General features: G+C 63.6%; 21 protein-coding genes. 11 read left to right on the top strand and 10 right to left on the bottom strand.

The genetic code is table 11. From position 1 onward, the window contains the following. Positions 1-33: 33 nt before the first annotated feature. Positions 34-606 carry a TetR/AcrR family transcriptional regulator gene (locus ASE49_RS06205; protein WP_235522864.1) on the bottom strand — a complete coding sequence of 191 codons (573 nt, stop codon included), beginning with the start codon at positions 604-606 and terminating at the stop codon, positions 34-36. Between the two features lie 166 nt (positions 607-772). Here ASE49_RS06205 and ASE49_RS06200 point away from each other — a divergent pair, with 166 nt between their 5' ends. The 4 genes from ASE49_RS06200 (at position 773) to ASE49_RS06185 (ending at position 6992) form a co-directional block, all read left to right on the top strand. Beyond that, on the top strand, positions 773-1942 hold the full coding sequence (locus ASE49_RS06200; RefSeq protein ID WP_056769410.1) for an efflux RND transporter periplasmic adaptor subunit: 1170 nt from the start codon (positions 773-775) through the stop codon (positions 1940-1942). A gap of 6 nt (positions 1943-1948) precedes the next feature. After that, positions 1949-5134 carry an efflux RND transporter permease subunit gene (locus tag ASE49_RS06195; protein ID WP_056769408.1) on the top strand — a complete coding sequence of 1062 codons (3186 nt, stop codon included), beginning with the start codon at positions 1949-1951 and terminating at the stop codon, positions 5132-5134. A gap of 2 nt (positions 5135-5136) precedes the next feature. Next, complete coding sequence (locus ASE49_RS06190; RefSeq protein ID WP_156370152.1) at positions 5137-6603, top strand: efflux transporter outer membrane subunit; 1467 nt, start codon at positions 5137-5139, stop codon at positions 6601-6603. Positions 6604-6716: 113 nt separating this feature from the next. Further along, complete coding sequence (locus ASE49_RS06185) at positions 6717-6992, top strand: HU family DNA-binding protein (RefSeq protein ID WP_056769462.1); 276 nt, start codon at positions 6717-6719, stop codon at positions 6990-6992. Between the two features lie 190 nt (positions 6993-7182). Here the strand turns inward: ASE49_RS06185 and ASE49_RS06180 are convergent, their stop codons facing one another. Then, a complete protein-coding gene (locus ASE49_RS06180) occupies positions 7183-8220 on the bottom strand; it encodes a DUF1838 family protein (RefSeq protein ID WP_056769403.1) in 1038 nt (345 codons plus the stop codon). A gap of 181 nt (positions 8221-8401) precedes the next feature. On the opposite strand from ASE49_RS06180, the gene ASE49_RS06175 reads away from it, so the two are divergent. From ASE49_RS06175 to ASE49_RS06165, 3 genes are all read left to right on the top strand, one after another. After that, positions 8402-9631 (top strand): class I SAM-dependent methyltransferase, encoded by a 1230-nt coding sequence (locus ASE49_RS06175; RefSeq protein WP_056769459.1) that lies wholly within the window; start codon positions 8402-8404, stop codon positions 9629-9631. Positions 9632-9649: 18 nt separating this feature from the next. After that, complete coding sequence (locus tag ASE49_RS06170) at positions 9650-10018, top strand: hypothetical protein (protein ID WP_056769402.1); 369 nt, start codon at positions 9650-9652, stop codon at positions 10016-10018. Positions 10019-10144: 126 nt separating this feature from the next. Continuing rightward, positions 10145-11704, top strand: coding sequence for an FAD-binding oxidoreductase (locus tag ASE49_RS06165; protein WP_056769400.1), 1560 nt, complete (start codon positions 10145-10147; stop codon positions 11702-11704). Positions 11705-11717: 13 nt separating this feature from the next. Here the strand turns inward: ASE49_RS06165 and ASE49_RS06160 are convergent, their stop codons facing one another. The 3 genes from ASE49_RS06160 to ASE49_RS06150 all read right to left on the bottom strand — a co-directional run bounded on the left by ASE49_RS06160 (position 11718) and on the right by ASE49_RS06150 (position 14484). Further along, on the bottom strand, positions 11718-12623 hold the full coding sequence (locus tag ASE49_RS06160) for an alpha/beta hydrolase family protein (protein WP_056769399.1): 906 nt from the start codon (positions 12621-12623) through the stop codon (positions 11718-11720). A 2-nt stretch (positions 12624-12625) separates the two neighbouring features. After that, positions 12626-13018, bottom strand: coding sequence for a c-type cytochrome (locus ASE49_RS06155; RefSeq protein ID WP_056769397.1), 393 nt, complete (start codon positions 13016-13018; stop codon positions 12626-12628). A 65-nt stretch (positions 13019-13083) separates the two neighbouring features. Then, positions 13084-14484: an MFS transporter gene (locus ASE49_RS06150; protein WP_082456331.1), complete on the bottom strand. Its 1401-nt coding sequence runs from the start codon at positions 14482-14484 to the stop codon at positions 13084-13086. A gap of 163 nt (positions 14485-14647) precedes the next feature. Here ASE49_RS06150 and ASE49_RS06145 point away from each other — a divergent pair, with 163 nt between their 5' ends. Then, a complete protein-coding gene (locus ASE49_RS06145) occupies positions 14648-16897 on the top strand; it encodes a beta-glucosidase family protein (protein ID WP_056769455.1) in 2250 nt (749 codons plus the stop codon). A 67-nt stretch (positions 16898-16964) separates the two neighbouring features. On the opposite strand, the gene ASE49_RS06140 is transcribed toward ASE49_RS06145, so the two are convergent. After that, positions 16965-18182 (bottom strand): alpha/beta hydrolase-fold protein, encoded by a 1218-nt coding sequence (locus ASE49_RS06140; protein WP_056769452.1) that lies wholly within the window; start codon positions 18180-18182, stop codon positions 16965-16967. A 213-nt stretch (positions 18183-18395) separates the two neighbouring features. Between ASE49_RS06140 and ASE49_RS06135 the strand changes: the two genes are divergently transcribed. Continuing rightward, positions 18396-18920 carry a hypothetical protein gene (locus tag ASE49_RS06135; protein ID WP_056769395.1) on the top strand — a complete coding sequence of 175 codons (525 nt, stop codon included), beginning with the start codon at positions 18396-18398 and terminating at the stop codon, positions 18918-18920. 118 nt (positions 18921-19038) lie between these two features. After that, positions 19039-20289, top strand: a complete 1251-nt coding sequence (locus ASE49_RS06130; RefSeq protein WP_162234232.1) for an MFS transporter — start codon at positions 19039-19041, stop codon at positions 20287-20289. Between the two features lie 27 nt (positions 20290-20316). On the opposite strand, the gene ASE49_RS06125 is transcribed toward ASE49_RS06130, so the two are convergent. Then, positions 20317-20808, bottom strand: a complete 492-nt coding sequence (locus ASE49_RS06125) for a nucleoside deaminase (protein WP_056769391.1) — start codon at positions 20806-20808, stop codon at positions 20317-20319. A gap of 122 nt (positions 20809-20930) precedes the next feature. Between ASE49_RS06125 and ASE49_RS06120 the strand changes: the two genes are divergently transcribed. Continuing rightward, positions 20931-21806, top strand: a complete 876-nt coding sequence (locus tag ASE49_RS06120) for a formate/nitrite transporter family protein (protein ID WP_056769389.1) — start codon at positions 20931-20933, stop codon at positions 21804-21806. An 11-nt stretch (positions 21807-21817) separates the two neighbouring features. Here the strand turns inward: ASE49_RS06120 and ASE49_RS06115 are convergent, their stop codons facing one another. From ASE49_RS06115 to ASE49_RS06105, 3 genes are read right to left on the bottom strand one after another with little or no spacing between them, the layout of a single operon-like run. After that, the gene (locus ASE49_RS06115; RefSeq protein ID WP_056769387.1) at positions 21818-23068 is read right to left on the bottom strand and encodes an arsenic transporter; all 1251 of its coding nucleotides are present in this window, start codon (positions 23066-23068) and stop codon (positions 21818-21820) included. Next, positions 23065-24189: a metallophosphoesterase family protein gene (locus tag ASE49_RS06110; RefSeq protein ID WP_056769386.1), complete on the bottom strand. Its 1125-nt coding sequence runs from the start codon at positions 24187-24189 to the stop codon at positions 23065-23067. Before ASE49_RS06110 ends, ASE49_RS06115 begins: the two co-directional genes overlap by 4 nt. Beyond that, positions 24186-25496 (bottom strand): MFS transporter, encoded by a 1311-nt coding sequence (locus ASE49_RS06105; protein WP_082456330.1) that lies wholly within the window; start codon positions 25494-25496, stop codon positions 24186-24188. The genes ASE49_RS06110 and ASE49_RS06105 overlap by 4 nt, the downstream gene beginning before the upstream one ends. Positions 25497-25510: the final 14 nt, after the last annotated feature.

Here is a 25510-nt window from a genome sequence, read left to right as displayed (position 1 = left end):
GATACAACGGCATGAGATTGTCCAGACCCCGCTTTACACTTGGTCAGGTCCACGTACGTCGCCCCCGATGGCGCGAAGCTCGCGCGTTATCAGGTTCGTGACATAGGCACGGAACGACGCCGGATCCACGTTCGTCGACAGCTCGACGCGCGTTACGATGCCCCACGACAGCGTAATGATGAATTCGGCCACGATATCACGCTGGGCTTGCGGCACATCGGGCGCCAGAGAGGCGATCGCCGCCGAAAGACATTGATGCAGCCGCCGCTCGGCATTGCGATGGATCTCCGAAATCCGCGCGTTGCGCCCCACTTCGGCGACCATTTCACACATCAAGCGCCGATCCTCAAGGCTTGGCACACGCATGGCGACCTGCTCGATCCACATATAGATCGCATCGCCGTCGCGCCTCTCCACCGCCACAGCAAGGCTTTCTTCCTCCAGCCAGGCGGCCACATCGGCCTCGCAGATGGCGGCAACGATGGCTTCCTTGTTGGCAAAGTCGCGATAGATCTGACCTACCGCAATGCCCGATGCCGCAGCGATCTGCGCCATCCCGGTCTGGTGAAATCCGCGCTCGACGAACAACTGGCGCGCCTGGTCCAACAAGTGCCGCCTGCGCGCTTCGGAGCGCGACCCGCGGGACCGTTTCGTGCTAGTCTTTTCCGTCATCGCAATCGCCCTCTTGCATTATATGTTGCAACGCAATACCTACCGCTCGAATCATGAGTGAACGATCACTCACGCTTTAACTCTGTCGATGGATAAATCCATGAAAAAGATCGCTCCGGCCTTTGTGCTGCTTTTGACCGCCTGCGGAGGCGGAGCGCCCCAGCAGCCCCCCGCCGGGCCGCCAGAGGTTGGCGTTGTCACCGTAAAGCAGCAGGCGGTCACGCTCAGCACCGAACTGCCGGGCAGGACAAGTGCCTATGAAACCTCGGACGTGCGTCCGCAGGTGAACGGCTTGATCCTGAAACGACTGTTCACGGAGGGCGATCAGGTACGCGCAGGCCAGCCACTTTATCTCATCGATCCAGCGCCATACCAGGCGCAGGTCGCCAACGCACGCGCGGCGCTCGCAAAAGCCCGCGCCGCGATCGCATCGAATGATGCCCTGGCGCGGCGATACAAGGAACTGGCCAAGATCAACGCGATCTCCCGGCAGGATGCCGAAAACGCGGTCACCACCGCGCAGCAGGCGCACGCTGATGTCGCCGCGCAGCTTGCCAATCTTCGCACCGCGCAGATCGATCTTGCGCGCACCACGATTCGTGCCCCGATCTCCGGCCGTATCGGAAGGTCCACCTACACCACCGGCGCGCTCGTCTCCGCGTCTCAAACCGACGCGCTGACCACGATCCAGCGGCTGGATCCGATCTTCGTCGATATTCAGCAATCCAGTGCCGATGTGCTGAAGCTGCGCCAGCAGATCCTGTCCGGACAGCTGGATGCGGCAGGCAAGGGCGCGCGCGTCCGGCTGAAGCTGGAAGACGGCAGCACCTATGACCAGGAAGGCGTGCTCAAGTTCACCGATGTTACCGTGGATGCGTCCACCGGCAGCCAGGTGGTGCGCGCCCAGTTCCCCAATCCGCGCGGCCTGCTGCTGCCCGGCATGTATGTTCGCGCCGAAATGGTTGAGGGCACCCGCACCAATGCCCTGCTCGTGCCGCAAGTCGCGGTCTCTCGCGATGAAAAGGGCAATCCGACGGTCATGGTCGTGGGAGCCCAGAACAAGCTGGAGCCGCGCCAGATCACGGCCCCGCGCACGGTGGGTACCAACTGGCTGGTCACCAGCGGCCTTGCCCCAGGCGACAAGGTCGTCGTCGATGGCGCACAGATGCTGCAGCCCGGGACGCCGGTGAAGCCCGTCGCGCCTCAGCCCCAGGGTGGCAAGCAGGGCCAGGGGCCGCGCTCTCAAGCCGCCGCTGGCAAGGGACAGTAACCCGCCATGTCACGCTATTTCATCGACCGGCCCATCTTTGCATGGGTTCTTGCCATCGTCATGATGCTGGGCGGCATCCTGGCGATCCGCAGCCTGCCCATCGCCCAGTTTCCCGAAATCGCGCCGCCTACGGTGACGATCAGCGCCACCTACCCAGGCGCCGATGCCGAAACGCTGGAGCGCACGACAACGCAGATCATCGAGCAGCAGCTTAAGGGCATCGACCATCTGCGCTACTTCTCATCATCCTCGTCGTCCGCCGGCACTGCGACGATCACGCTGACCTTCGAACAAGGCACTGATCCTGACATCGCGCAGGTGCAGGTACAGAACAAGCTGCAGGCCGCCTCGTCGACACTGCCGCAGGAAGTGCAGCGCCAAGGCGTTCTGGTGCAGAAGTCCGCCGCCAGCTTCCTGCTGGTCACGGCTTTGTATTCCGAAAACGGTAGCCATAATGCTACGGACCTTGCGGACTATATTGTCAGCCAGGTTCAAGACCCGGTCAGCCGGATCAACGGCGTGGGCGAAGTGACGATATTCGGCACCCAGTACGCCATGCGCATCTGGGTCGATCCGTTGAAGCTGCGCAGCTATAACCTGACGATCGCGGATATCACAACCGCAGTACAAGCCCAGAACGCGCAGGTATCCGCAGGCCAGATCGGCCAGCGTCCGGCATCTGACGAGCAGATGCTGAACGCCACCGTGTCCGTGCAATCGCGGCTGCAAACCCCCGAAGAGTTCGGCAACATACGCCTTCGCACCACGCAAGGCGGGGCGGTCGTGCGCCTGCGGGATGTGGCGCGCGTGGAGCTGGGCGCGGAGAACTACGGATTCGAGACCAATTTCAACGGGAAGGCCGCATCCGGGTTTGCCGTGAAGCTGGCGTCCGGCGCGAACGCGTTGGCCACGGTGGACGCGGTCAAGGCCAAAGTCACCGAGATATCCAAGGGCTTCCCGTCCGATGTCAAGGTGGCGTTCCCCTACGATTCCACCCCGTTTGTACGACTGTCGATCGAACAGGTGATCCACACCCTGATCGAAGCGGTGGTGCTGGTGTTCCTGGTGATGTTCCTGTTCCTTCAGAACTGGCGCGCCACCTTGATCCCCACGATCGCGGTGCCGGTGGTGCTTCTCGGCACGTTCGGCATCATGTCCATACTGGGATATTCCATCAACACCCTGACATTGTTTGGCATGGTGCTTGCCATTGGCCTGCTTGTCGACGACGCGATCGTGGTCGTTGAAAACGTCGAACGCCTGATCCAAACAGAGCACCTTTCGCCAAAGGAAGCCGCGCGCAAATCCATGGACGAGATCAGCGGTGCGCTGATCGGCGTGGGTCTGGTGCTTTCGGCGGTGTTCTTGCCAATGGCATTCTTCGGCGGTTCCACCGGCGTCATCTATCGCCAGTTCTCCATCACGATCGTATCGTCGATGGCGCTGTCGGTCATGGTGGCATTGATCCTTACGCCCGCATTGTGCGCCACGATACTTAAGCCAGCAGATCCGAACCACACGCCGGGACGCGGCCTGTTTGGCCGTTTTTTTGCCTGGTTCAATGACAAGTTCGAGCGCGGCACTGAAAAGTACGAAGGCGGCGTGCGCAAGACAGCAACCGGCTGGAAACGCTCGGGCCTGGTCTACCTGCTGATTTTCGCGGTAATGGCTTTTCTCTTCACGCGTCTGCCGGGAGGCTTTCTGCCCGAAGAAGACCAAGGCGTAATGTTCACGATTGTGCAGGGACCGGCAGGCTCGACAACGCCGCGAACCGACAAGGCGCTGGCGGTCGTGAGAAATCACTTTATGGTGGACGAGAAGGCGAACGTCGACGGCATATTCACAATTTCCGGGTTCTCGTTTTCCGGCCAAGGCCAAAACGCCGGTATCGCTTTCGTCAAGCTGAGGGACTGGGCTGACAGAAGCGGCAGCGAAAACCGCGCACCAGCGATCGCGCAACGCGCAATGGGGGCATTTTCAAAGTACCGCGACGCCTCGATCTTCGCGGTCATTCCGCCTGCCGTGTCCGAATTGGGCAATGCGACCGGATTTGACCTTTGGCTGGTGGACAAAACCGGCGCCGGACATGACAAGCTGCTTGCCGCGCGCAACCAGATGCTGGGCATGGCCGCTGGCGATAAGCGCCTTGCGCAGGTACGCCCCGTCAGCCTCGACGATACCGCGCAGCTGGACGTCAAGATCGACCAGGACAAGGCCGGTGCCTTGGGCCTGGACCTGAGCGCCATCAACACCGAGATATCGACGGCGTGGGGCGGCGCCTATGTGAACGACTTTCTGGACCGCGGCAGGACCAAGCGTGTCTACATCCAGGCAGACGAGGCCTATCGCTCGAAGCCCGAAGATCTGCAAAACCTGTACGTGCGTGGAACGAGTGGCGAGATGGCGCCGTTCAGCGCCTTCTCAACGATGGACTGGAAAAAGGCCCCGGTCATCCTCAGCCGTTACAACGGTCAGCCGGCAATGGAACTCCAAGGCGCCCCGGCCGAAGGCCAAAGCACCGGCGAGGCCATGAAAGCGATGGAAGAACTGCACGAAAAGGTCGGCCCGGGAACCGGCATTGAATGGACGGGCCTGTCTTACGAGGAACGCTTGTCCAGCGGACAATCGACATCGCTTTACGCGTTGTCGCTGGCGATCGTGTTCTTGTGCCTGGCCGCGCTGTACGAAAGCTGGTCCGTGCCTATCGCGGTTATCCTGGTCGTGCCCCTGGGCGTGGTCGGGGCCGTTCTCGCGGCCTGGCTGACAGGCCTGAATAACGACATCTATCTTCAGGTCGGCTTGATCACCACGATTGGCCTTGCCGCCAAGAACGCGATCCTGATCGTCGAGTTCGCGGAGGAACGGGTGCTTTCCGGAATGAACGCCTTCGATGCGGCGATAGAAGCCGCCAAACTGCGTATCCGACCGATCCTGATGACCTCGCTGGCGTTCGGCTTCGGCGTCATGCCACTTGCCTTGTCCAGCGGCGCGGGGGCTGGCGGGCAGAACGCGATTGGCCGCGCGGTGGTAGGCGGTGTCGTGTCCGCTACCGTGTTCGGATTGTTCTTCGTTCCGATGTTCTTCGTGGTCATCAGCCGGCTGTTCAAGCACGGCCAGACCGACACCCGGAAAAAACAAGGCCAAGCCGCCGACGCACAAAGCAATAGCGGCTCGTCGCCGCAGGAAGTGTGATCATGACCCTTTTGCATCGCCCCTCAATCCTCGGCTCCATTCTGGCCGGAACTGCGCTGCTCTCCGGGTGTAATCTCGCGCCCAAGTATGTGCGGCCAACCGGCGCCGTCCCGGCAGCCCTGCCGCAAGGCGGCGCATATCCGTCAGCCGCCACCGACGGGACGGATATTTCGCGGGTCGGCTGGCGCCAGTTCTTTCTCGATCCGCGCTTGCGCCAGGTGATCGAAACCGGCCTTGCCAACAACCGGGATCTGCGGATCGCGGCCGGCAACGTCTTGCAAGCCCGCGCACAGTACCGGGTGCAACGGGCCGACCAGCTGCCTTCGATCACGGCGGGCGGCACGGCAACTTACACCAACAACATCCAGGGCACTGGCGGCGGCTCGGACATCGAAGCGTATCAGGCCACCGTTGGCCTGTCGTCGTTCGAGCTCGATCTGTTCGGGCGGGTGCGCAATCTCACCCGCGCCGCGCAGGAGCAGTTCTTCGCCACCGGAGAAGCGCAGCGCTCCACCCGCATCACCCTGATCGCGGAAATCGCCACCGCCTGGCTCACGATGGCCGCCGACGCCGAGCAGCTGACCATATCGCGCAAGACGGCGAAAGCCTTCGAGGAAACGCTACGTCTTACCCAGGCGCAGTTCCGCATCGGCACGGGATCGGAGCTGGAAGTCCGGCAGGCAGAATCCAGCTATCAGGGTGCGATCAACGATATCGCCACGCTTGAGACAAGTCTGGCGCAGGACCAGAACGCGCTTAACCTGCTGGTGGGCACCACCGTGCCGGCAGACCAGTTGCCGGCAGGGCTGGGCACAGAGCCCGCAACGCGCGATGCCTTGCCCGGTCAGATCTCGTCAGAGGTATTGCTGCGTCGCCCCGATGTTGTCGAAGCCGAACACAAGCTGATCGCCGAGAATGCCAACATCGGCGCGGCCCGCGCCGCGTTCTTTCCCAGCATCTCGCTCACCGGCACCCTGGGCACGGTCGCGAGCGCGCTGACCGGTTTGTTCAAAAGCGGCAGCTATACGTATAACGCGTCGCCCAGCGCGTCGCTGACGCTGTTCGATTATGGTCGCAACGCCGGCAACCTGGCTTATGCCAAGGCATCGCAGCAGGTCGCGGTGGCGACGTATGAAAAAGCCATCCAAACCGCCTTTCGCGAAGTGGCGGATGCGCTGGCCCAGCGCGGTCGGATAGACGATCAGCTACGTGCCCAGAAAGCCCGAGCCAACGCTGCACAGATTGCCGCGCGCTTGTCGGATGCCCGTTTTCGGGCAGGGGTGGACTCGTTTCTGACGACGCTGGACTCGCAGCGGACCGCGTATTCGGCTGAGCAACTGCTGATCACCACACGCCAGACCCAGGCGAGCAACCTGGTCGAACTGTACCGCTCGCTGGGTGGCGGACTGGTGGAATCGGACGTCCCTGCCCCCGCCACAAGCGGTAATGGTGTGCCAAGCGGGGGATAAACACGCCGGAATGGGGCGCAAATGCGCATTGCGGTGCATTCTGGGCGATGACGGGCGGCTTTGATCCCGCTAAGGACAGTGTCCCAAAACCCTAATCGACAGGAAGAATGGACATGAACAACAACGAACTCGCCGATGCGATTGCCGAAAGCGCTGGTGTAACCAAGGCTGACGCCCGCAAGATCGTCGATGCCGTGTTCACCACCATCGGCGATGCCGCCGCCAAGGGCGAAGAAATCTCGCTGAGCGGCTTTGGCAAGTTCAAGGTCAAGGACAGCCCCGAGCGCGAAGGTCGCAACCCCGCCACCGGCGAGGCGATGACCATCAAGGCGTCCAAGAAGCTGTCGTTCACGCCGGCCAAGGCCGTCAAGGACAAGCTGAACGGCTGAACCTGATGTCCACAGGGAGGGCCGCTGCCAGCGACCCTCCCTGGGCTTCGGCGATACTACCGGATGGTGTCTGTGTTTCTCTACACGACGCGCAGCCGATCCGGCCCCCGCGGCCAACCTCCGGGCATAGCCCATAAAAAAGACGGGGCAGCCTTACGACCACCCCGCCATGATCCTACATCCGGCGCGATCAGCCCGGTTTGCGCACCAGGGCCTTGGGCGCTGCTGGCGGCTTAGGCGGGCTCCAGCCTGCCGGAACCGGTGCCGGCGTTTGCTCGCGCGCGTAATTTTCCAGGCTCGACAGCGAAGGACCGTAATCTTCGGTCGGTGCGGTCAGCCACTTTTCATCCATCGCCCGTGCCGCCGCGACAAGATCCGCAGGCAAGCCTGCCACGCCGTTTTCCACGGTCTGGAAATGGGTGAAATAATCCACGTGGCCTTCCGCCTGCCCCATCAGCATCCAGGGCAGCCAGGGCGTGATGCGGCTCCACGCGCCGATGTGCGGAATATGCGTCAGATTGGGGTTTTCTACATCGGCCCGCTTCACGGTATAGATGAAATGCTCCGACACCCGGTTCATCGGGCCTGAGGACTCGCGCACCCACTTGGCCGGATCAAGGGCGTTGGGATACTGCATGTCAATGTCCGAACGCAGCAACATCGTGCCGTTGGGGCCGAACTGCCAGTCCTGCAGGAAGGGCGTGCGCGGCGGCTTGTCCTTGTTGAGCCCGCCATACGACGGCGGCTCGGGCGCCCACTGGCTGATCGTGAAATTGAACGGATCGTTGGCGATCGGCACGACCTTCACCGTTTCCCCGGTGTAGGGATTGGCCCAGGTCTTCATGATCTCGCCGGTCTTGAGATCGCGGTAGAACACGATTTCGCGCAGCATGCGGCGGTACGATCCATCTTCCAGGCGCTTGGTGCGCACGAAGCTGAAGCCTTCCACGTCGAACAGCTGACGGACAGGCTCGTTGGGCCTCACGCCGTAGGCCTTGCCCTTGATCCAGCCACATTTTTCCTTGGTGGGATCGATGTCGGCGTCAAGCCGCACGTAGGTGTCGCGCGTCCATTCAGGATCCTTGAAATCGATTTTGGTCTTGAATGCGGGCGTCGCCTTGCTCGGCTTTGCAGCGGCCGCCTGGGCGAGCGATGGCGCGGCAGCAAGGCCGGCCGCGAGCCCCGCAAGGCCAAGCCCCTGCCGGCGCGAGAACTTCATGTCGTCCATTCGATGATCCCTCAGTTCGGGCCGGTGAACAGGTCCACACGGTTGATCGGTTTTTTGCGTTTTCGTGCGCGAAGGTAACGCACTAGCATCGTATGATCGCCAATCGGATAACCGTCAGCAGATGCTGCCGTCCCAGGCGCGACACTGCAAGATGCAGTTCCAGGGATCAGCGGAGTCGTCCATGCTTAACACCTTCCAGCAAGCACCTCATGCCGCGCTGCCCAAGGCGACCGCTGACGAGGCCGCGCGGCAGGAATTTGCCAAAAGCTTCAAAGGCTTCATTCAGTCTACTTTGCTGCCGGGACTTACACCGGTGTATCAGGGCCGTGCCGCGCGCAGCTTTGAAAAGCAGCACGGTCGCCCGCCGGTGGACCGGCGCGACATTCGCGCCGCCATGGTGCCCGATCCGTATTTCCAGCACTACGCCGCCGCAAACCGCATCGCGCAGGAACTGCTGTGGGAATCGGTAATCGGCTCTGTAGACCGTCAGCTTCCCGAACTTCTGGAAAGCGCCAAGGCCCTGTCCGCTTCGGCATCGGCCGCACTTGAGATACCGGAAGGCTTCGAGCCGCCCCGCTATGTCACCGCGCTGGACATCCATTGCATGCCGGGTGGCTACTGCACCCAGGTCTGCGCCGACGATATCGCGGTCGGCGCCCTGTATGACCGGGGCGTCTATCTGTATGCGATGGGTTACACCGGGCCGGACAATGACGACATGGGCCGTTCGGTCGTCAACTACGTCAAGCGCAACATGCCCGATTTCAAACCGCGCCGCATCCTCGACATGGGCTGTACGGTGGGCCACTCCACGCTGCCGTACAAGGAACTGTTCCCGGACGCCGAAGTATGGGGCATCGATGTTGGCGCGCCCGTCGTGCGCTATGCCCATGCCCGCGCCGCCGCGATGGGGCAGGATGTGAACTTCGCGCAGATGAACGCGGAAAACACTACCTTCCCGGATGGGCACTTCGATCTGGTGGTCAGCCACATCCTGCTGCACGAAACCAGCGGCAAGGCGATGCCCAGGATTTTCGAGGAAGCCTACCGCGTGCTCGCGCCCGGCGGCCTGATGATCCACGCGGACTTGCCGCCCTTCGATCTGATGGACCCGTTCACCCAGTTCATTCTCGATAACGAGACCTGGTACAACAACGAACCGTTCTGGGGCGCGATGCGCGATCTGGATCAGGTTGCTCTGGCTGAGCGGGCCGGATTTGCCCGTGCGGACGTGCGCTTCGACACCGCGCCGATGGCGGTGATGGAGTTTGCCGCTGCTGCCGACGGCTATAGCCAGGAAGCGTCCGAGCATGTCGCCGAGCGCGAATTCACCGCCGGCGAATTTGCGCCGGGCGGCGGCTGGGAAGTGCTGATCGCGCGCAAGCCCGCAAAAACGGCCATGGCTGCGTAACACAGGACAAGCCTTTACATGAACGATACACCCACCATCGAGCGCCCCCATATGGTGCGCCATGCGCGTGGCAAGCGTCCCCAGTTCTATGATACGCCGGGGCTGGACGCCGCGATGTCGATGATCATGGTCCTGGCCAACGAATTGTGCGTTGTGCGCGACCGGCTGGACAGCGCGGAACGCGTGGCTGCCGCACAGGGGCTCGACCTTGCCGGCGGCATTGAAAACTTGGCCCTTGACCAGACGGCGCTGGAAGAACGCGAAGTACGGCGCCAGGATTTCCTGCAGCGGCTGTTCTATCACCAGCTCAAGGATGCGGACGAAGCTGGGCAGGCTCATACCCAGGCCAGCTACGACGCGGCGATACACGATATCGCGCAGCCCTGATCGCCCTTAGCCCGGCTGGTCAATTCCGGGCTCGCCCGCGCGGTGTACAAATGCCTGGAAGCAATCATGTGACGGCCAAATCCGGCCGAAGGTGGCGATCGCCCACAACAGGGGAATTGATTTTCAATGCGCAGCGCTGTCTTGGATAATGACGTGATCGGGGCGCTGGTATCGGCGCTGGGAACCGACAGCGTCATTCATGAGGGCAGCGCGCTCTCCTTCTTCGCCAACGATGTATATCGCGGCGGCGGATTACCGCTGGCGGTGGTGCGTCCCACGGACGTGGCTGCGCTGCAACAGGCGGTGCGGACCTGCGCGAAGTTCGGCGTGGCGATGGTGCCGCGCGGCGGCGGTGCGTCCTACACTGATGGCTATATCCTACCCGACGGCGGGCACGTGGTGTTCGACACCGGCGCGCTCGATGCAATCGAGATTGACGAGCAGGCCGCAATCGTCACCGTCGGAACCGGGGTTACCTGGGCAAATCTGAAGACTGCGCTCGATGCCAAGGGGCTGCGCACGCCGTTCTGGGGGCCGTTCTCGGGGATTGCTGCGACGGTGGGGGGATCGATGAGCCAGAACACGCTGAGCCACGGCAGCACCATGCACGGCATCTCGGCCCAGTCGGTGCTGTCCATGGACGTGGTGTTAGCCAGCGGCGAACTGCTCTCGACCAGCGCCAGCACGGCCATGCGCTTTTACGGGCCGGACCTGACTGGGCTGTTCACCGGCGATTGCGGCGTGTTCGGGATCAAGGCGCGCATCCGCTTGCCGCTGCTGCCGGTGTTGCCGCACTTCGTATGTCTGAGCTTCGCGTTCGACAGCTTCGCCGCCTATCATGCCGCGTCGCGAAAAGCTGCCATGGCGCGGCTTGACGATAGCCATTTCGGGCTGGACCTGGCGTTGTCTCAAGGGCAGATCGGGCGGCAGGAAGGCATCGGCGCACGTGCGAAGATCGCGCTGCAAGTGCTCAGGCGGGCGCCCAACAAGGCCAAGGGCATCGCGCAATTGATGCGCATGGCGATCGCCGGCGAAGACGCGATGCGCGCCGGCGCCTACATGTGCCACTTCATCATCGAGGGTTTCGATGCGCAGGAAGCGGCGATCAAGGCTAAACTGCTGCGCCGCCTGCTGGATGGTCTTGGCCGCGAGATCGCGAACTCTATCCCCACGTTCGTGCAATCGATCCCGTTCGCGCCGCTGTTCAACGTACTCGGACCCAATGGCGAACGCTGGGTGCCGGTACACGGCGTGTTCGCGCACGATCAGGCGGTGGCGTTCGACGCCGCGTTCAAGGACCTGATCGCCAAGCGCAAGCCGGAGATGGACGCGCTCGGCGTGTGGCTTGGCACCATGTTCTCGCCCGTCGGGCCTTCGGGCTTCCTTTATGAAGTCGCGCTGTACTGGCCCGATGACCGGACCGATTATCACCGCACGACGCTGGGCGAGGATTACCTGTCTTCAAAGCCCGATTTTGCACCGAACGCGGCATCGCGGGCTTACGTCGAAGATCTGAAGATCGCCATCATCGCGCTGATGCAGGACTTCGGCGCGGGGCATTTCCAGCTTGGCCGCGCCTATACGTATCAGCAGCGCCTTGCCCCACCGGCCGCGTCATTGCTGCGCGCCATCAAGTCAGAACTGGACCCCCAGGGATTGATGAACCCCGGCGCGCTGGGGTTCTGAACGGGACAGCCCGCTAGCGTTTCATCAATCGAGCGGGCAGCGCCTGGGTTACTAGAGAATCAAGCCGCCGTCGGGCGCGTACATTGCTGGCGCCGTAGCCTTCCAGGAAAAGCGCCACCCTTGCGTTGGCAAGTTCCAGCGGGGCAAGCTGCATCGGCCCCGGCTTCGTGGAATCGCAAATCGCGCCGCCGAAGTAGTGATCGGCGCCTTCCAGCACCAGTCCGTAGCGATTCCCGCCCGGTGCAGGCGCCTCGAACGCGGCGAGGTGCACGTTCCATCCGTCCGGGCCTTGCGTGGTAAGGCCGGCCACCAGATCGCGCGTGCCGGTCTGGATCAGCGCGGGCACGGCGATCTGTGCGTAGCCCTGCTGGGTCACCAGCGCGGGAATGATGGGTGGCGGGGAAAACGCGATCACTGCTTTTGCCAGCCTGGGCACAAGCGGCAATGACAGGCCTTCGGGCACCACGGGCTGTGCACCGCTCAGCATCGTCGCGGTAAGACCGCCATACGAATGTCCGGCGGCAACGAACGGCGCATCGCCAATATGCGCGATAAGCGCACGCATATCCTCGACCCGGGCTTTCCAGCTCAGCAGGCCAGGAAACTTCGCAAGGTCGGGATGCTCGCGCGAGTCCACGTGTAGTGGCGCCAGCACATGCCAGCCCGCCGCAACCCAGGGATCGACGATGCGACCGTAAAAGGATGGGGACGATCCCGCGCCGTGCGAGAACAGGATGATGCCGCGCGGCCTGCCAGCGGGACGCCACTCGGTCACCGAAATGGCGCGCCCTTCCGGCGTTTGCAGCATCACGCGGCCAGGTATAGCCGCGGCCAGCGCCCGGCCACCCGTCATCGCCACGGCAAATGCCGCGCCGCCAAGCAGGACCTCGCGTCGTCCTAAACCGTTCCCCCCCGTCATGATCAGGGCGCCGGCTTTTTCAGGTAAGCGATGACCGCCGCGCGATCTTCGGGCTTGGACAGTCCCGCAAAGGCCATCGACGTGCCGGGGACCACGCTGGCAGGGCGCATCAGCCACTTGTCAAGCGTCGCCTCATTCCAGGTCACGTTGGCCTTCTGCATGGCGGCAGAATAGCGAAAGCCCTTCACCTGCGCCGCCTTGCGACCCACGACGCCGGACAGGTTGGGGCCCACCTTGTTCGGCCCGCCGGGCTGGATCGTATGGCAGGCCATGCAGCGTATGTAGATTTTCTTGCCCGCAGCCGCGTCCGGCGCCGCGAAGGCGGTGGAGGAGGCCGCGGACATGCCCACGATGGCAAGACCGGTCAGGACGGGAAGAAGTGCGCGTGTATTCATGTATCTATATCTACCTTTTTCAGTCCCTTGGCGCACCCGTTAGCGGGTGCTAGGTGCATACCATGTTAATGGCGGGCAGGCAGCCGGTACTGCGAAAATACGAGCAGGCTGATCAGCTGCGTAGCCGCAGGGATCAGACTGTAAAGCAAGACGATGCCGGCAATCGCATGGGGGCTTTGCGCCGCCGCCCCACCTGTGGACGACACGAAACCGAACGCGCTCATCACCAGGCCGGCCACCACGGGGCCAAGCGCGAACGACAGCTTTTCCAAGGCCGAGAACAGCCCTGCGAATACGCCTTCGTTGGCGATCCCCTTGCGCCGCCGCTCATAGTCGATCGTGTCGGTCAGCATCGAGAGGGAAAGCATGACGAATGCCGAATTGACGATCCCGATGATGGCGCCGCGCACCAGCACCAGCACGTGCTGCGTGCCGAGCGCGCCGACGCCCGGGATGGTCAGCAGCACATCCGTTGCCGGGTGGATGAAGAACCAGGTCGCGGTGACGGCGGCCCACAAGGCGGACGCGACGACATATGTCCGCTCCTTGCCCCAGCGCCGCGACAGCGCCAGCCACATCGGCTGGGCGGCAATCCCGGCAACCGCCATTACCAGGATGAAGAACGGCACAATCCAGATGGCCTGAATGGCATAGAGATAGATGAAGCCGATCACCGTGTAACCGGATGCCTGCCCGATGTTCTGGATCAGGCAGGTAGCCAGCAGGACCAGAAACGGGCGGTTGCCGCGAATGGCGCCAAGCTGCGCCAGCAGGCTGCCCGGCAGCGCTTCGTCGCGGATCATCGGCGTGCGCATCAGGCCAAGCGCAGTGACCAGCATCGTGCCAAGGCAGATCGCGCCCAGCACCAGCGCCATCACCGTCCACCCATGCGCACCGCCGCCCAGAGCGTAGATCAAAGGCTGCGCGACACCCACGCCGACCAGAACGCCCAACGTGGAAAAGATCATGCGGAACACCATGATCCGTGTCCGCTCATGCGCATCGTGCGAGAGCGCCGCAGCGATCGCCAGATACGGCACCGAAAACATCGAAAATGCCGTGGAAGCCAGGAAGAACAGCAAGCAGGTGATGCCAGCTGACCACAGCGGGCTGCCGCTATGGGTCAGCGTGAACAGGGCCACGAAGCCAAGGCTGGTAAGGATGGCCCCGCCCACCAGGAACGGCGTGCGGCCATATCGTCCCCGCAGCCGATCGGACCATGCGCCGACCAGCGGATCGCACACGATCAGCCATAGCTTGGGGATCAACACCACCAGGCCGGCCGCCCAAGCCTCCACCCCCAGCATCGTCGTGAGAAACAGCGGGAGCAGGACTGCTGGCGTATCGCGAAAGATCTGCGCGCCCAGCTGCCCGGTGCCATAGCGCAGCAGCACCGACGTGCCGACGCGCTCATGCTGATGCACAGCTTGGCTGCGGAGATCCGGGGTGTCGACGATCGTGGCCATTTCTATACCTGCATGTTGTGCTGCGCTGCAGCATGGCGCGGTCGAAGTCCGCCGTCCATCGCCATAATGTTGCAGCGCGCGCCCAATGACTGTGCAGGCTTGCCGATCTGTCCGACAGGCGGATGGCGAAGCCTGCCGTGTGGTGTCGGCACGGCAGGCCCCCATGCTTCACGAACCCGAACCGCACCGGAGAAATGATATCGTGATCGCCCGTCTGCTTGCCTGCACCGCCTTGTCGCTCGCCATAGCTACGCCCGGCTTCGCCGCGCCCGATGCGGCGCCGATAGATCTCGCCGCCGCGCAAGCGCGCGCCAAGGCTACGGTGGGGCAGATGCAGGCGGAAGAAAAGGTCGTCATCACTCACGGTATAATGCCCTTGCCGGGTGGCGGACCGAAGGTGGATATTCCCAAGGACGCGATCATCGGCGCCGGCTACGTTGCCGGCATCCCGCGCCTGGGCATTCCTGCCCTGCGCGAAACGGACGCAAGCCTCGGGGTCAGCTGGGTTGGCGGCGCGCGGGGAGACTGGTCCACCGCCCTGCCCTCCGCCGTAGCGCAGGCGGCCAGCTGGAACCCGGCGCTGGTGCAGCGTGGCGGCGCCATGATCGGGGCGGAGGCGCGGGCCAAGGGCTTTAACGTTCTGCTGGCGGGCGGGGTTAACCTGGCCCGCGATCCGCGCAACGGACGTACGTTCGAATACTTTTCCGAAGACCCGCTGCTGTCCGGCGTGCTTGCCGGTGCGGCGATCCGGGGCGTGCAGTCCAACCACATTATCTCCACGATCAAGCACTTCGCACTCAACGGGCAGGAAACCGCCCGTAAATACGTGAATGTGCAAATCAGCCGCGCCGCCGCCCATGAAAGCGACCTGCTGGCGTTTCAGCTGGGGATCGAGCAGGGCCAACCCGGCTCGGTCATGTGCGCGTACAACCGGATCGAAGGCCAGCAGGCGTGCGCCAGCGACTGGTTGCTCAACACCGTGCTGAAGCAGCAATGGGGCTACAAAGGCTTCGTGATGTCGGACTGGGGGGCAGTCCCCTCGATCGACGCTGCCATCAGCGGGCTGGACCACCAGTCCGGCGAGCAACTGGATCCCGGGGTATTCTTCGGGTCCAAGCTGGCCGAGAAGGCGGCTGGCGATGCGGTCTGGCGCACACGCCTTGACGATATGAACACACGCGTGCTGACCGCCATCTATGCCGCCGGCGTGGACAAGAACCCCACGCAACCTGGCGCTCCGATCGACTGGGATGCCCATGCCGCCATTGCCGAGGATACGGCGAAACAAGGCATCGTGCTGCTCAAGAACGACGGCGGCGTGCTGCCGCTGAACACGGCGGTCAAGTCCATCGCCGTGATCGGCGGCTACGCGGACGGTGGCGTACTGTCTGGTGCAGGCTCAAGCCAAGTCATGGGCAAAGGCGGGCCGGCAGTCAAACTGCCGGTCGCAGGCTCGGGCATATGGGCCACCTTCATTTCGGAGGCCTACCACCGCTCCAGCCCGATGGGGGCGATGAAGGCGCAGGCCCCCCAGGCGACGGTGCTGTATCGCCAAGGGCAGTACATCAAGGATGCGGCCGAACTGGCGGCGCGTTCGGAAGTGGCCGTGGTGTTCGCGACGCAATGGATGACCGAGGGGCTCGACGTGCCCGACCTCTCGCTCCCGCGCGGTCAGGATGCGCTGATCGAGGCGGTGGCAGCGGCCAATCCCAACACCATCGTCGTGCTGGAGACCGGCGGTCCGGTGAAGATGCCGTGGCTGGGCAAAGTGAAGGCCGTGGTCGAGGCCTGGTATCCGGGCGCGCGCGGCGGCGAGGCCATCGCCTCTGTCCTGTTCGGGCAAACCAATCCGTCCGGCCGCCTGCCGGTGTCCTTTCCCGCTGACGAAAGCCAGCTGCCCCGTCCGCGCCTTGACGGCAGCGATTGGGTGGAGCCGGACTTCGGAGGTAACCCCAAGAACGGCAAGGACCAGCTTGCGGCGGATTACAACATCGAAGGGTCCGACCTGGGCTATCGCTGGTTCGCCCGTAGCGGCGCCAAGCCGCTGTTTCCGTTCGGTTACGGCCTGAGCTACACCACATTCGCGCATGCGCGGCCGGTGATGAAAGGCATGACCGCCCGCGTCGCCGTGCGCAATACCGGCCAGCGCGCCGGTGCAGAAGTGGTGCAGCTTTATCTGGTGAGCCGCGCGGGCGAGGCCAAGCGCCGCCTTGTCGGATTCGGGCGGGTTGAACTTGCGCCGGGCGCGTCGGGCACTGTGGCGATGACGATCGACCCGCGCCTGCTGGCTGACTGGAAAGAGGGAAGCTGGATCATGCCGGGCGGCGATTACGTTCTGGCCACGGGCCGCGATGCCGAAACGCTCGACACCCCGATCACGGTGCCGCTCAAGGCGCGAAGCTGGAAGGACTGAACCGATACTGGCGCCGGCAATCGCTTGCCGGCACCAGTGCTAACCCTGTATCAATGCAACACGTGCATCATTTGAACAGGCGGGGGGCAAAATCCGCGAAATAGCGGCGCCAGTTCGGCCATTCGTGTCCCCCTGCGCTTTCGTTGTAGGTGTATCGGATCTTGTAGCGATCCAGCATAGCGCGCGTGGGGGCAACCGTGGGATACAGGAAATCATCTTTGCCCATCGCAAAGTACATCAGTTTGAGATCGCGCGCCGACCGTTTGAGCGCCGCATCGTTGGCGCTGACATACTGGTCCACGCGCCCCGGACCGTCGCCGGTTGCCAGGCCCATCGAGAATACGCCGAGCCAGCTGAACAGCTCGGGATGGGTAAGACCGTTATTCAACGTGTGCCATCCGCCCATCGAAAGCCCCGCCATCGCGCGCGCCTGTGGCCGCGCATCGGTGGGATAGGCGGCATCGACATAAGGCATCAGGTCCCCGAACAGGTCGTCGCCGAAATCGGTGTTGTTCAGCATCGTTGCTCCCGCGCGCGGCAGCGTATGCCCGTCGGGCATGACTACGATCATCGGCATGGCCTTGCCTGCGGCGATCAGATTATCAAGGATCAGGTTGGCATGGCCTACGCTGGTCCAGCTGTCGTCGCTGTCACCCGCGCCGTGCACTAGATACAGCACCGGATACTTCGTCGAGCCCTTGCCATAGCCGGGCGGCGTATAGACATGCGCGCGCCGCTGCACCCCTAACGACTTTGACCAATACACGATCGTGGCAACCGCGCCGTGCGGAACATTCGCGTCCCAGGTCTGGAACGCGCCTTGCGGTCCCTTCACTTCGAAGGTGGAATTGATCCCCTTCAACTCCTCGGAAAACGTCTTCCCTACGGGGTCCACGGTTTTTACCCCGTCCACCTGGAATGCGAAACGGTACGTGTCAGCCGGCACCGGCTGCGGCGTGGTCACGCTCCACAGGCCCGTCTTGTCACGTATCATCGCCAGTCCGCGCGGTGCGCCTTTGGGAAATCCCATCGGAATCACACTGGGAATGTCGGTGCTGGTGACCACCACCGTTTGTGCGTCGGGCGCGCACAGGCGAAAAGTGACGCGTCGATCGGGAAGTTGCTCGACCGAGGTGTACGGCGCGGGGCCTGAATAGAACGGCGGGGTAACGCATGTGGATGGATCGAGGGGCTGCGGCGCCATCTGCGCGCTGGCCGGGTTCGCCATCCCCGCCAAAACCAGTCCTCCCGCCAACAACGATCCCAATGCGGTATTATGCGGCATGCAGATATCCTTTCGCGCAACCGGCGCCAAACGCGGTGGCGCAAAGGTGCCGCGTGCCACCCCAACACCAATCGCGGTCACGGCATATGTTCGCCCACCGGATAAGCTGCAGCCGGCAGCAGCCAAGCCGCACGCCGATCCCGCATGACAAGCGCACAAGCAGAGCGTGCGCGGGCGTGGCCGGGCTTTGACAAACATGCGGAAGGAGCGAAGATGAGCACAATGACCAACGAGCCGGGCGTGCGCGAAGCGATGCCGCTGCTGGTCGCCAACGAAGGCGTCTGGGAAGGGTGGTATCGGTACTACGATGCGAAGACCGGTGCGCTGACCGATCAGCACCGCTCACGCCTGATCTGCCGCTTGTACACCAAAGACGGCATCGATCATTATCACCAGACCAACTACTATTTCTGGGAAGACGGTCGCAGCGAAATCCGCGAATTTCCTGCCACTTACAAGAACGGCCGGATCTGGTGGGACAACGACCTTATCAAGGGCTGGGCCGCACAGATGCAGCCTGACGACTTCAACCGCTCCACCTGCCTCAACTGGACCCGGAAGGACGAGCCGGGGATCTACCTGTACGAGATGATCCAGAATAACGACGAGCGCACGCACCGCGCCCGTACCTGGCAGTGGTTCCGCGATGGCCAATGTTACCAGCGCACCCTGATCGACGAAGTGTTCAAGACGCCGGACTGGCGCAACTGGACGAATGACGGGCCGCCGCTGGATTGATGGGGCACCACGGGGCGCCGATGCTATCCGCTGCGCGGATGGAAGGCGCCGCGTTGCTGGGCAGGATGGCCCGCAAAGGCCTTAAGGTGCAGCTGACGCTATTTTGATGGAGACCGCTTTGCAGGCACGCGATGGCACTTTGAGCGACCCTGCGGCGAGCCAAGATAGCGAATTTACGCGCGGCTGGCCGGTGCTGCTGGCATCGGTGATCGGCATCGGCTGCGGTCTTGCGGCCATCCCGTTCTATACGTTCGGCATTTTTGCGCCGCACTTGGTCAAGGCGTTCGGATGGTCGCTGGGCGAGATCATGGCTGGGCTGATGATCACGACGCTGGGCGTTGTCATCGGTGCGCCCTTGTGCGGCGTGCTGAGCGAGAAGATCGGCACCCGCCGCACCGCCATCGGCTCGCTGGTACTGTTCGGGCTGACGCTGCTCTCGCTTGCCACGCTCAACGGCTCGCTACTGCAGTTCTATATAACGTGGGGCGTGGCCTCGGTCGCCGGCACCGGCACCTTGCCGATTACCTTTACCCGCACCGTCAACAGCTGGTTCGATAGGCACCGCGGGCTGGCGCTGGGTATCGCGATGATGGGCACCGGCCTGTTCGGCATCGCGTGCAAGCCTTTGATGGCATGGGTGATCGGCGATTACGGCTGGCGGGCGGGCTATCTCGTACTGGGTGCATTGCCGCTGGTCGTTGCCATGCCCATCGCGGTACTTGCCTTTCGCGACCCGGTAAATCGTGCGGATACGACACTGCCGACAGCGCCGGCATCAGGCTTCACCCGTGCGCAAGTCCTGCGCCAATGGCGCTTCTGGTTGCTGCTGGTTATCCTGTTGCCGTTGTCGTTCGCCCTGGCGGGTACGCCGCCGAACCTGGAATCCATCCTCAGCGACAAGGGCCTCTCGCCCGCGACCATTCTTAGCCTCACCCCGCTGGTCGGCCTTGCCGCCATCGTCGGGAGGCTGGTCGGCGGCTCCCTGCTCGACCGGTTCTGGGCCCCAGCCGTCGCGTTCGTGATCCTGAGTATTCCGGTGGCGTCGTACATCATCCTGTCCGCCGCGCACGTGGAGCCAGTCATGGCAGGCGTGGCGGTGTTCCTGATCGGATTTGCACTCGGCATCGAATACGACGTGATCGCCTATCTTACCTCACGCTACTTCGGTCTCAGGGCGTATTCCGCGATTTACGGGATGCTTTACACCTGTTTTGCGATCGGATCGGGCTTCGCACCGCTGATGTTCGGCATGATCCACGACCGCACACACAGCTTCGGACCGGCGCTGACCGCCTGTGCGATCATCCTGCCGCTTGCTGCCGCCGGATTGCTGCTGCTGGGCCGCTACCCCCGGCTCGACGAAAACTGATCCGGCGGCCCTAAAGCATCTCAGCGCTCAGACGTTGCCCTGTTCTTCCTTGGGCACGTCGTCATCCGGACCGTAATACAGCGCGGCGCATTCGTCCGTAAGGCAACCGCCTTCGATGCGCAGATCGTCGCGCCAAGCATCGTGGATGAAGTCCATCGTGTCCAGGTGGCGATCTTCGAAATACATCTTGTGCACGTCTTCACGCCCTGCGCCGTAGACGATGCGGCCCACTTTGGCCCAGATCGATGCCATGGTGCACATGCCACATGGCTGCAACGTGGTGTACAGCGTCGCACCGCGCAGATCCATGTCGCCCGCCGCCTTACCGGCTTGGCGGAACGCCATCATCTCGGCATGGGCGGTGGCGTCGCAATTCTCCTGCGTTTCGTTGACGGCGACCGCCAGGGCTTTGCCATCGCGCACGATGATGGCAGCGATGGGTGTGTCGGCAGGGCTCGTCCCTTTCTGCCGCGCCGCCGCTATCGCCTCGCGCATCCACGTCTCGTCGTTATCGGCCATATGATCCCGCATCCTTGCTCAACGCCTCCATCACCGGACGCGCGCGGTCCGCATAGGTTCCACGCCACGCTGCAAGGTTAAGCGTGGCGCAGCGCATCGCCGCAATGCGCGTTGCAACCTGTATGGAACGCGAAACCGATAGCAATCCGCACGCCATCGACACCGGCGAAGGCGAACGACCGAACGAGAATTTCGATGCCAAGGAAGTGCAGGACGTAGAGGAGCGCCGGGCCGGCTCCAGCAAGGTGGTGCACGAAGTGGTGCGCCTGCAGGGCGAGGAAGAGCTTGAGCGCCCGGTGCTGGCGCTGCTGCTGTCCGGCTTGGCGGCGGGCCTTGCGATGTCGCTGTCGCTGATGAGCGAGCTTTCCTTGCGCAGCCATCTGCCCGATACCGATTGGGCTCCGCTGGTCTACTATTTGGGCTATCCGGTGGGCTATGTAATCGCCGTCATGGGCCGGCTGCAACTGTTCACCGAAAGCACGGTCACCGCCGTTCTGCCTGTAGCCAGCGCGCCGTCATGGCGCAATTTCGGGCGACTGTCACGCTTGTGGACCTGCGTCCTGCTCGGCAATCTGGTGGGCGTAATGCTGGTGAGTGCGTTGATGGCCACCGAAGTGATCGTGACCCACGAACAGCGAATGGTCGCGCTCGATATTCTCAGCAAACTGGAAATGCAGTCCTGGACGAAAACCCTGACGATGGGCATTCCTGCCGGCTTCATCATGGCAGCGGTGGCCTGGGTGCTGCCTAACGCCAAGGGCAACCAGCTGGGGGTGATCGTTCTGCTGACGTATGCGATCGCACTTGGCGGGTTCGCGCATGTCGTGACCGGATCGTCGCAGTCCAGCTTCCTTTGGCTCAGCGGTCGGATCAGCTTTGCCGATGCGTGGCTGGGCTTCACCCTCCCCGCGCTGATCGGTAACCTGATCGGGGGCACCGGCCTGTTCGCGGTGCTGGCGCATGGCCAGATGCGCAGCGACCTGAGCGGAGAGGAATAAGCGCGCGACGCTTACCCGATCAGCAGCCGCGCGCCGAACGCCGCAGCCAGGGCAAGCGGCATCGCCACCGCGCCAATCTTAAGGAACGCCAGGAAGCTCACATCCTCGCCCTCCCGCCGGATGGCCTGAAGCCACAGGATCGTCGCCAGCGAACCGGTGACCGACAGGTTGGGGCCAAGGTCCACGCCGATCAGCAGCATGTCCACTACCAGACGCGGTGGATGCGCCTGCGCCACCGCGCTGCTGGCGACCAGCCCGGCGGGCAGGTTGTTCATCAGGTTGGAGCCGAACGCCAGGATCGTGGCGGCGACAGTGCCACCGGTGGCCGGCTGGGCCGAGATCGTGCGAAGGGCATCAGCAACCATACGGATCACGCCGGTGCGGTCCAGGGACTCTACCAGTACGAAAAGGCCCGCCACCAGCGGCAGCACCCCCCACGAGATGCTGCGCACCAGATCGACCGGTGACTTTCGCGTAAGCGCGGATACGCCCAGCGCAGTAGCGATGCCGGCCAGTGCGGTGGGCAGGCCAAGCTGGCGGTCCAGCGCCGACATGGTGAGCAGCAACAACGCGGTCAGCCCGATGCCGGCGCATGCCACTTTGCCGCCGGTGGTCAATACCGGGGTTTCGACATCGCACGCGCAATTACCTGAGAGACGCTTGCGCTCCAGCCAGCGCAACACCGCGAACGTCACCGCGATGGACGCGATGGACGGCAGCGCGAAAGATGCCAGCCATACGCCCAGCGGTGGCATGTGGCCGCCATACAGCACCAGATTGGCCGGATTGGAGATCGGCAGTACGAAGCTGGCGGCATTGGCAATCAGCGCACAGGCGAACAGCAGCGGCAGCGGATCGGCCCTGGCCTTGCTGGCGGCGGCGAACACCGCCGGGGTCAGCACCACGGCGGTGGCATCGTTGGACATGAACGTCGTCACGATCACGCCGGTGCCGTAGATCAGCAGGAACAGCCGCGCGCGCGATCCCCCGGCGTGGTTGACTGCCGCCGCTGCCAGCCAGTCGAACACCCCGTGGGTACGCGCGGTTTCGCTCAGCAGCATCATGCCGGTGAGGAACAGATAGACGTCCAGCCCCTTGCCAATCGCAGAGCCGGCGGCGGGAAGCGGCATCAGCCCCAGCACGACGAGCAGCACCGCACCGGCCACCGCCCATATCCATTCAGGCCAGCGCATCGGCCGGCCGATCACCCCGGCGGTCGACAGCGCAGCAATGCCCCAGGTCGCGATTACGGGCAGGCTCACCAGCGCCCGCCGTTCTTGTTCGGCCCCAGTTGCGTGCCTTCGAGCCCAGCTACCGGCCACGCGCCGATCGCATGGCAATCGCGGCCCAGCGCTACCGGCAGCGGGCGCTTGGGAATATCGTCAGCCGGCCGAACCAGAACCTCCGCGATGTCTCGCGCCTCACCGCAGCGCACCTCAATGCGGTGCAGACCGGCATCGGGTATCGGCACGTCCGCCGACCACAGCGCGCCGCTGCGCTGCATTGGCACGGGCTGCGCGCCATCGACGGTTGCGAAAACCGCGCCGTCCTCATCCGCGCCAAATACGCGCGCGACCACGGACACCTGTCCGGGCCGGGGCACGTGGCGCGGATCAGCGGGCCGGGTTACCAGCCGCCGGTCACACGGCGCGACAATCTGCACATGCGGCAACGGTGCGCCAAGCCGCCGGAAGCGCCAGCTCGGCACGCCATCGTGCACGCACGCTATCGAGAAACCGGGCTTACCGCCGTCTTCCTCGATCTGCCCGGTTGACCGGGTGGCGCCATAGATCACGCGACCATCGTTCAACAATTCACTGTAATGGGTATGGCCCGTGTCCACGAAAGCGACGCCGCCATCGGCGAACATCTGCGCGATCTGATCGCCATCGGCGGCAAGGTCGCCGGGATAAGCATGCATGAAGACGAGCGGCACCTGCCCTTCGGCCTGCGCCCGCGCCAGGTTTTCGGCAATGCGGTTGCGGTGGTGCGTGGTCAGGCGAAAGTCCGGTCCGCCTGGACCCGCAGAAACCACGTCCAGAAATATGCAGCGATGCCCGGCGATCACCTCATGCTCCGGGCGGTTTTCTTCCGGGATGGCGGCTTTGTAAGTGTCGAGGGTGCCCGGCTCAAAGTCATGGTCACCGGGGACCACCCGCCAAGGCAGCGTGAGCGGGGACAACGCCGCCGTCATTTGCGCGTACTGTTCGGCGGTGCCGTGATTGGCATTGTCGCCGGGCAGGAACACGAAGTGCGCCTGACCCGCCATGTGCGCGTTTATCTCGGCAACGATCGCCCGCAGCCGGTCCCGGCTTTCCCAACCGTCCTCCGCTTCCAGATGCAGGTCGCCGATATGCACCCAGCAGATCGATGCGCCGCTCATGCCGGCTCTCCTTTTTCCCCGCGCGCCGCCTCGCCCTGCGCACCCGCGCAGGCCGGACGCAGCGTTTTGGCAAACCCGATCCACAAGCCAAGACTGGCGATGGCGAAGCTGCCCAGAATGTAGAATGCGACATGGTAGCCCAGGATCTGCGCCAGCCACCCCCCGATCGCCGGGCTGAGCGACGCGCCAAGGCCCTGCACGGTCATCACCGCGCCCTGCCCCACGTTGACACGGCCGGTGCCGCTCAGCAGGCAAGCCACCAGCCCGGGAACGGCCACGCTTTGCAGCCCTGCACCGATCCCGTCCAGCGCCTGCACCGGCCAAACACCCCAATGCTCGATGAACGTCCCGGCCAGAAAGCCGCGCAAAGGAAGCGCTGCAAACGATATCAGCATGACGAGCCAGTAGCCGCGCCCCGCCGCCACCTTCATCGCCACCAGGCTGGCAACGATCATCACCGCCTGCGCGACCATCACGGTGGTGGCAGTGAACATGGCGGCGTTACCCTTGCCCGCGCCCACCACGGCCATGCCGTACAGCGGCAACATCGCGCCGTTGCCCAGGTGAAAGCACGCCAGCGCCGTTGCCAGGATCAGCATGGGCTTGTTGCGCAGCAGCGTTTTGAAGCCTTCCGCCTGCCCACCGGCACCATCGTCACCCTCCTGTCCCTCGTCCAGCCCGCGCGCCACTTTGTGGTCGATCGCCTTTTCCGGAATGGACAGCACGCAGATGATCGCCAACACGCCAAAGGCGGCGGCCAGAAAGAAGATCGCCGGCATCCCGAACGTCCAGCCCAACCAGCCCGAGAGCCCGGCGCCGACCATGTTGCCGGCGTGGTTCCACGCCTGGTTGCGCCCGTTCTGCGCGTTGAAGCCTTTCTGCCCGACGACACCCAGAGTCATGCCGGTAACCGCAGGGCCGATGGCAGCGCCGGCGATGGCGGTCGCCACCTGGCTGGTCGCAACGACTGCAAACGATTGTGACCACAGCAGCAGGAACGAGGCCATCACCGTGCAGATGCCGGTGATGATGACCACCCAGCGCTTCTTGTCGGTATGATCGATGAAAGCGCCGGCCGGTACGGTCATGACCATGCCTGCCACGCCGCCCAGCGTCATCACGGTGCCAATCGGCCCGGTCTGCCAACCACGCTGCTGCAGGAACACGCCCAGAAACGGACCGATGCCCGCCTGCATGTCCGCCATGAAGAAATTCAGCGCCTGCAAGCCGCCTTTGGCGCGCTTTTTGCCCTGATCCGCCGCGCTTGCGGATGATCCTGCGGAGTGATGGAGCACGCGTGTTGCCATTATCGCTCGTTCCT

It is taken from the genome of Novosphingobium sp. Leaf2, from assembly GCF_001421325.1.
Classification (GTDB): domain Bacteria; phylum Pseudomonadota; class Alphaproteobacteria; order Sphingomonadales; family Sphingomonadaceae; genus Novosphingobium.
The sequence above is the reverse complement of the archived record's forward strand: the minus strand, read 5'-3'. Positions and strand labels throughout refer to the sequence as shown.

Bases quoted from the DNA above. Each gene is read 5' to 3' on its own strand.
- ASE49_RS06200 (WP_056769410.1), top strand. From the start codon at position 773: ATGAAAAAGATCGCTCCGGCCTTTGTGCTGCTTTTGACCGCCTGCGGA.
- ASE49_RS06195 (WP_056769408.1), top strand. From the start codon at position 1,949: ATGTCACGCTATTTCATCGACCGGCCCATCTTTGCATGGGTTCTTGCC.
- ASE49_RS06190 (WP_156370152.1), top strand. From the start codon at position 5,137: ATGACCCTTTTGCATCGCCCCTCAATCCTCGGCTCCATTCTGGCCGGA.
- ASE49_RS06185 (WP_056769462.1), top strand. From the start codon at position 6,717: ATGAACAACAACGAACTCGCCGATGCGATTGCCGAAAGCGCTGGTGTA.
- ASE49_RS06180 (WP_056769403.1), bottom strand. From the start codon at position 8,220: ATGGACGACATGAAGTTCTCGCGCCGGCAGGGGCTTGGCCTTGCGGGG.
- ASE49_RS06175 (WP_056769459.1), top strand. From the start codon at position 8,402: ATGCTTAACACCTTCCAGCAAGCACCTCATGCCGCGCTGCCCAAGGCG.
- ASE49_RS06170 (WP_056769402.1), top strand. From the start codon at position 9,650: ATGAACGATACACCCACCATCGAGCGCCCCCATATGGTGCGCCATGCG.
- ASE49_RS06165 (WP_056769400.1), top strand. From the start codon at position 10,145: ATGCGCAGCGCTGTCTTGGATAATGACGTGATCGGGGCGCTGGTATCG.
- ASE49_RS06160 (WP_056769399.1), bottom strand. From the start codon at position 12,623: ATGACGGGGGGGAACGGTTTAGGACGACGCGAGGTCCTGCTTGGCGGC.
- ASE49_RS06155 (WP_056769397.1), bottom strand. From the start codon at position 13,018: ATGAATACACGCGCACTTCTTCCCGTCCTGACCGGTCTTGCCATCGTG.
- ASE49_RS06150 (WP_082456331.1), bottom strand. From the start codon at position 14,484: ATGGCCACGATCGTCGACACCCCGGATCTCCGCAGCCAAGCTGTGCAT.
- ASE49_RS06145 (WP_056769455.1), top strand. From the start codon at position 14,648: ATGCTTCACGAACCCGAACCGCACCGGAGAAATGATATCGTGATCGCC.
- ASE49_RS06140 (WP_056769452.1), bottom strand. From the start codon at position 18,182: ATGCCGCATAATACCGCATTGGGATCGTTGTTGGCGGGAGGACTGGTT.
- ASE49_RS06135 (WP_056769395.1), top strand. From the start codon at position 18,396: ATGAGCACAATGACCAACGAGCCGGGCGTGCGCGAAGCGATGCCGCTG.
- ASE49_RS06125 (WP_056769391.1), bottom strand. From the start codon at position 20,808: ATGGCCGATAACGACGAGACGTGGATGCGCGAGGCGATAGCGGCGGCG.
- ASE49_RS06120 (WP_056769389.1), top strand. From the start codon at position 20,931: ATGGAACGCGAAACCGATAGCAATCCGCACGCCATCGACACCGGCGAA.
- ASE49_RS06110 (WP_056769386.1), bottom strand. From the start codon at position 24,189: ATGAGCGGCGCATCGATCTGCTGGGTGCATATCGGCGACCTGCATCTG.
- ASE49_RS06105 (WP_082456330.1), bottom strand. From the start codon at position 25,496: ATGGCAACACGCGTGCTCCATCACTCCGCAGGATCATCCGCAAGCGCG.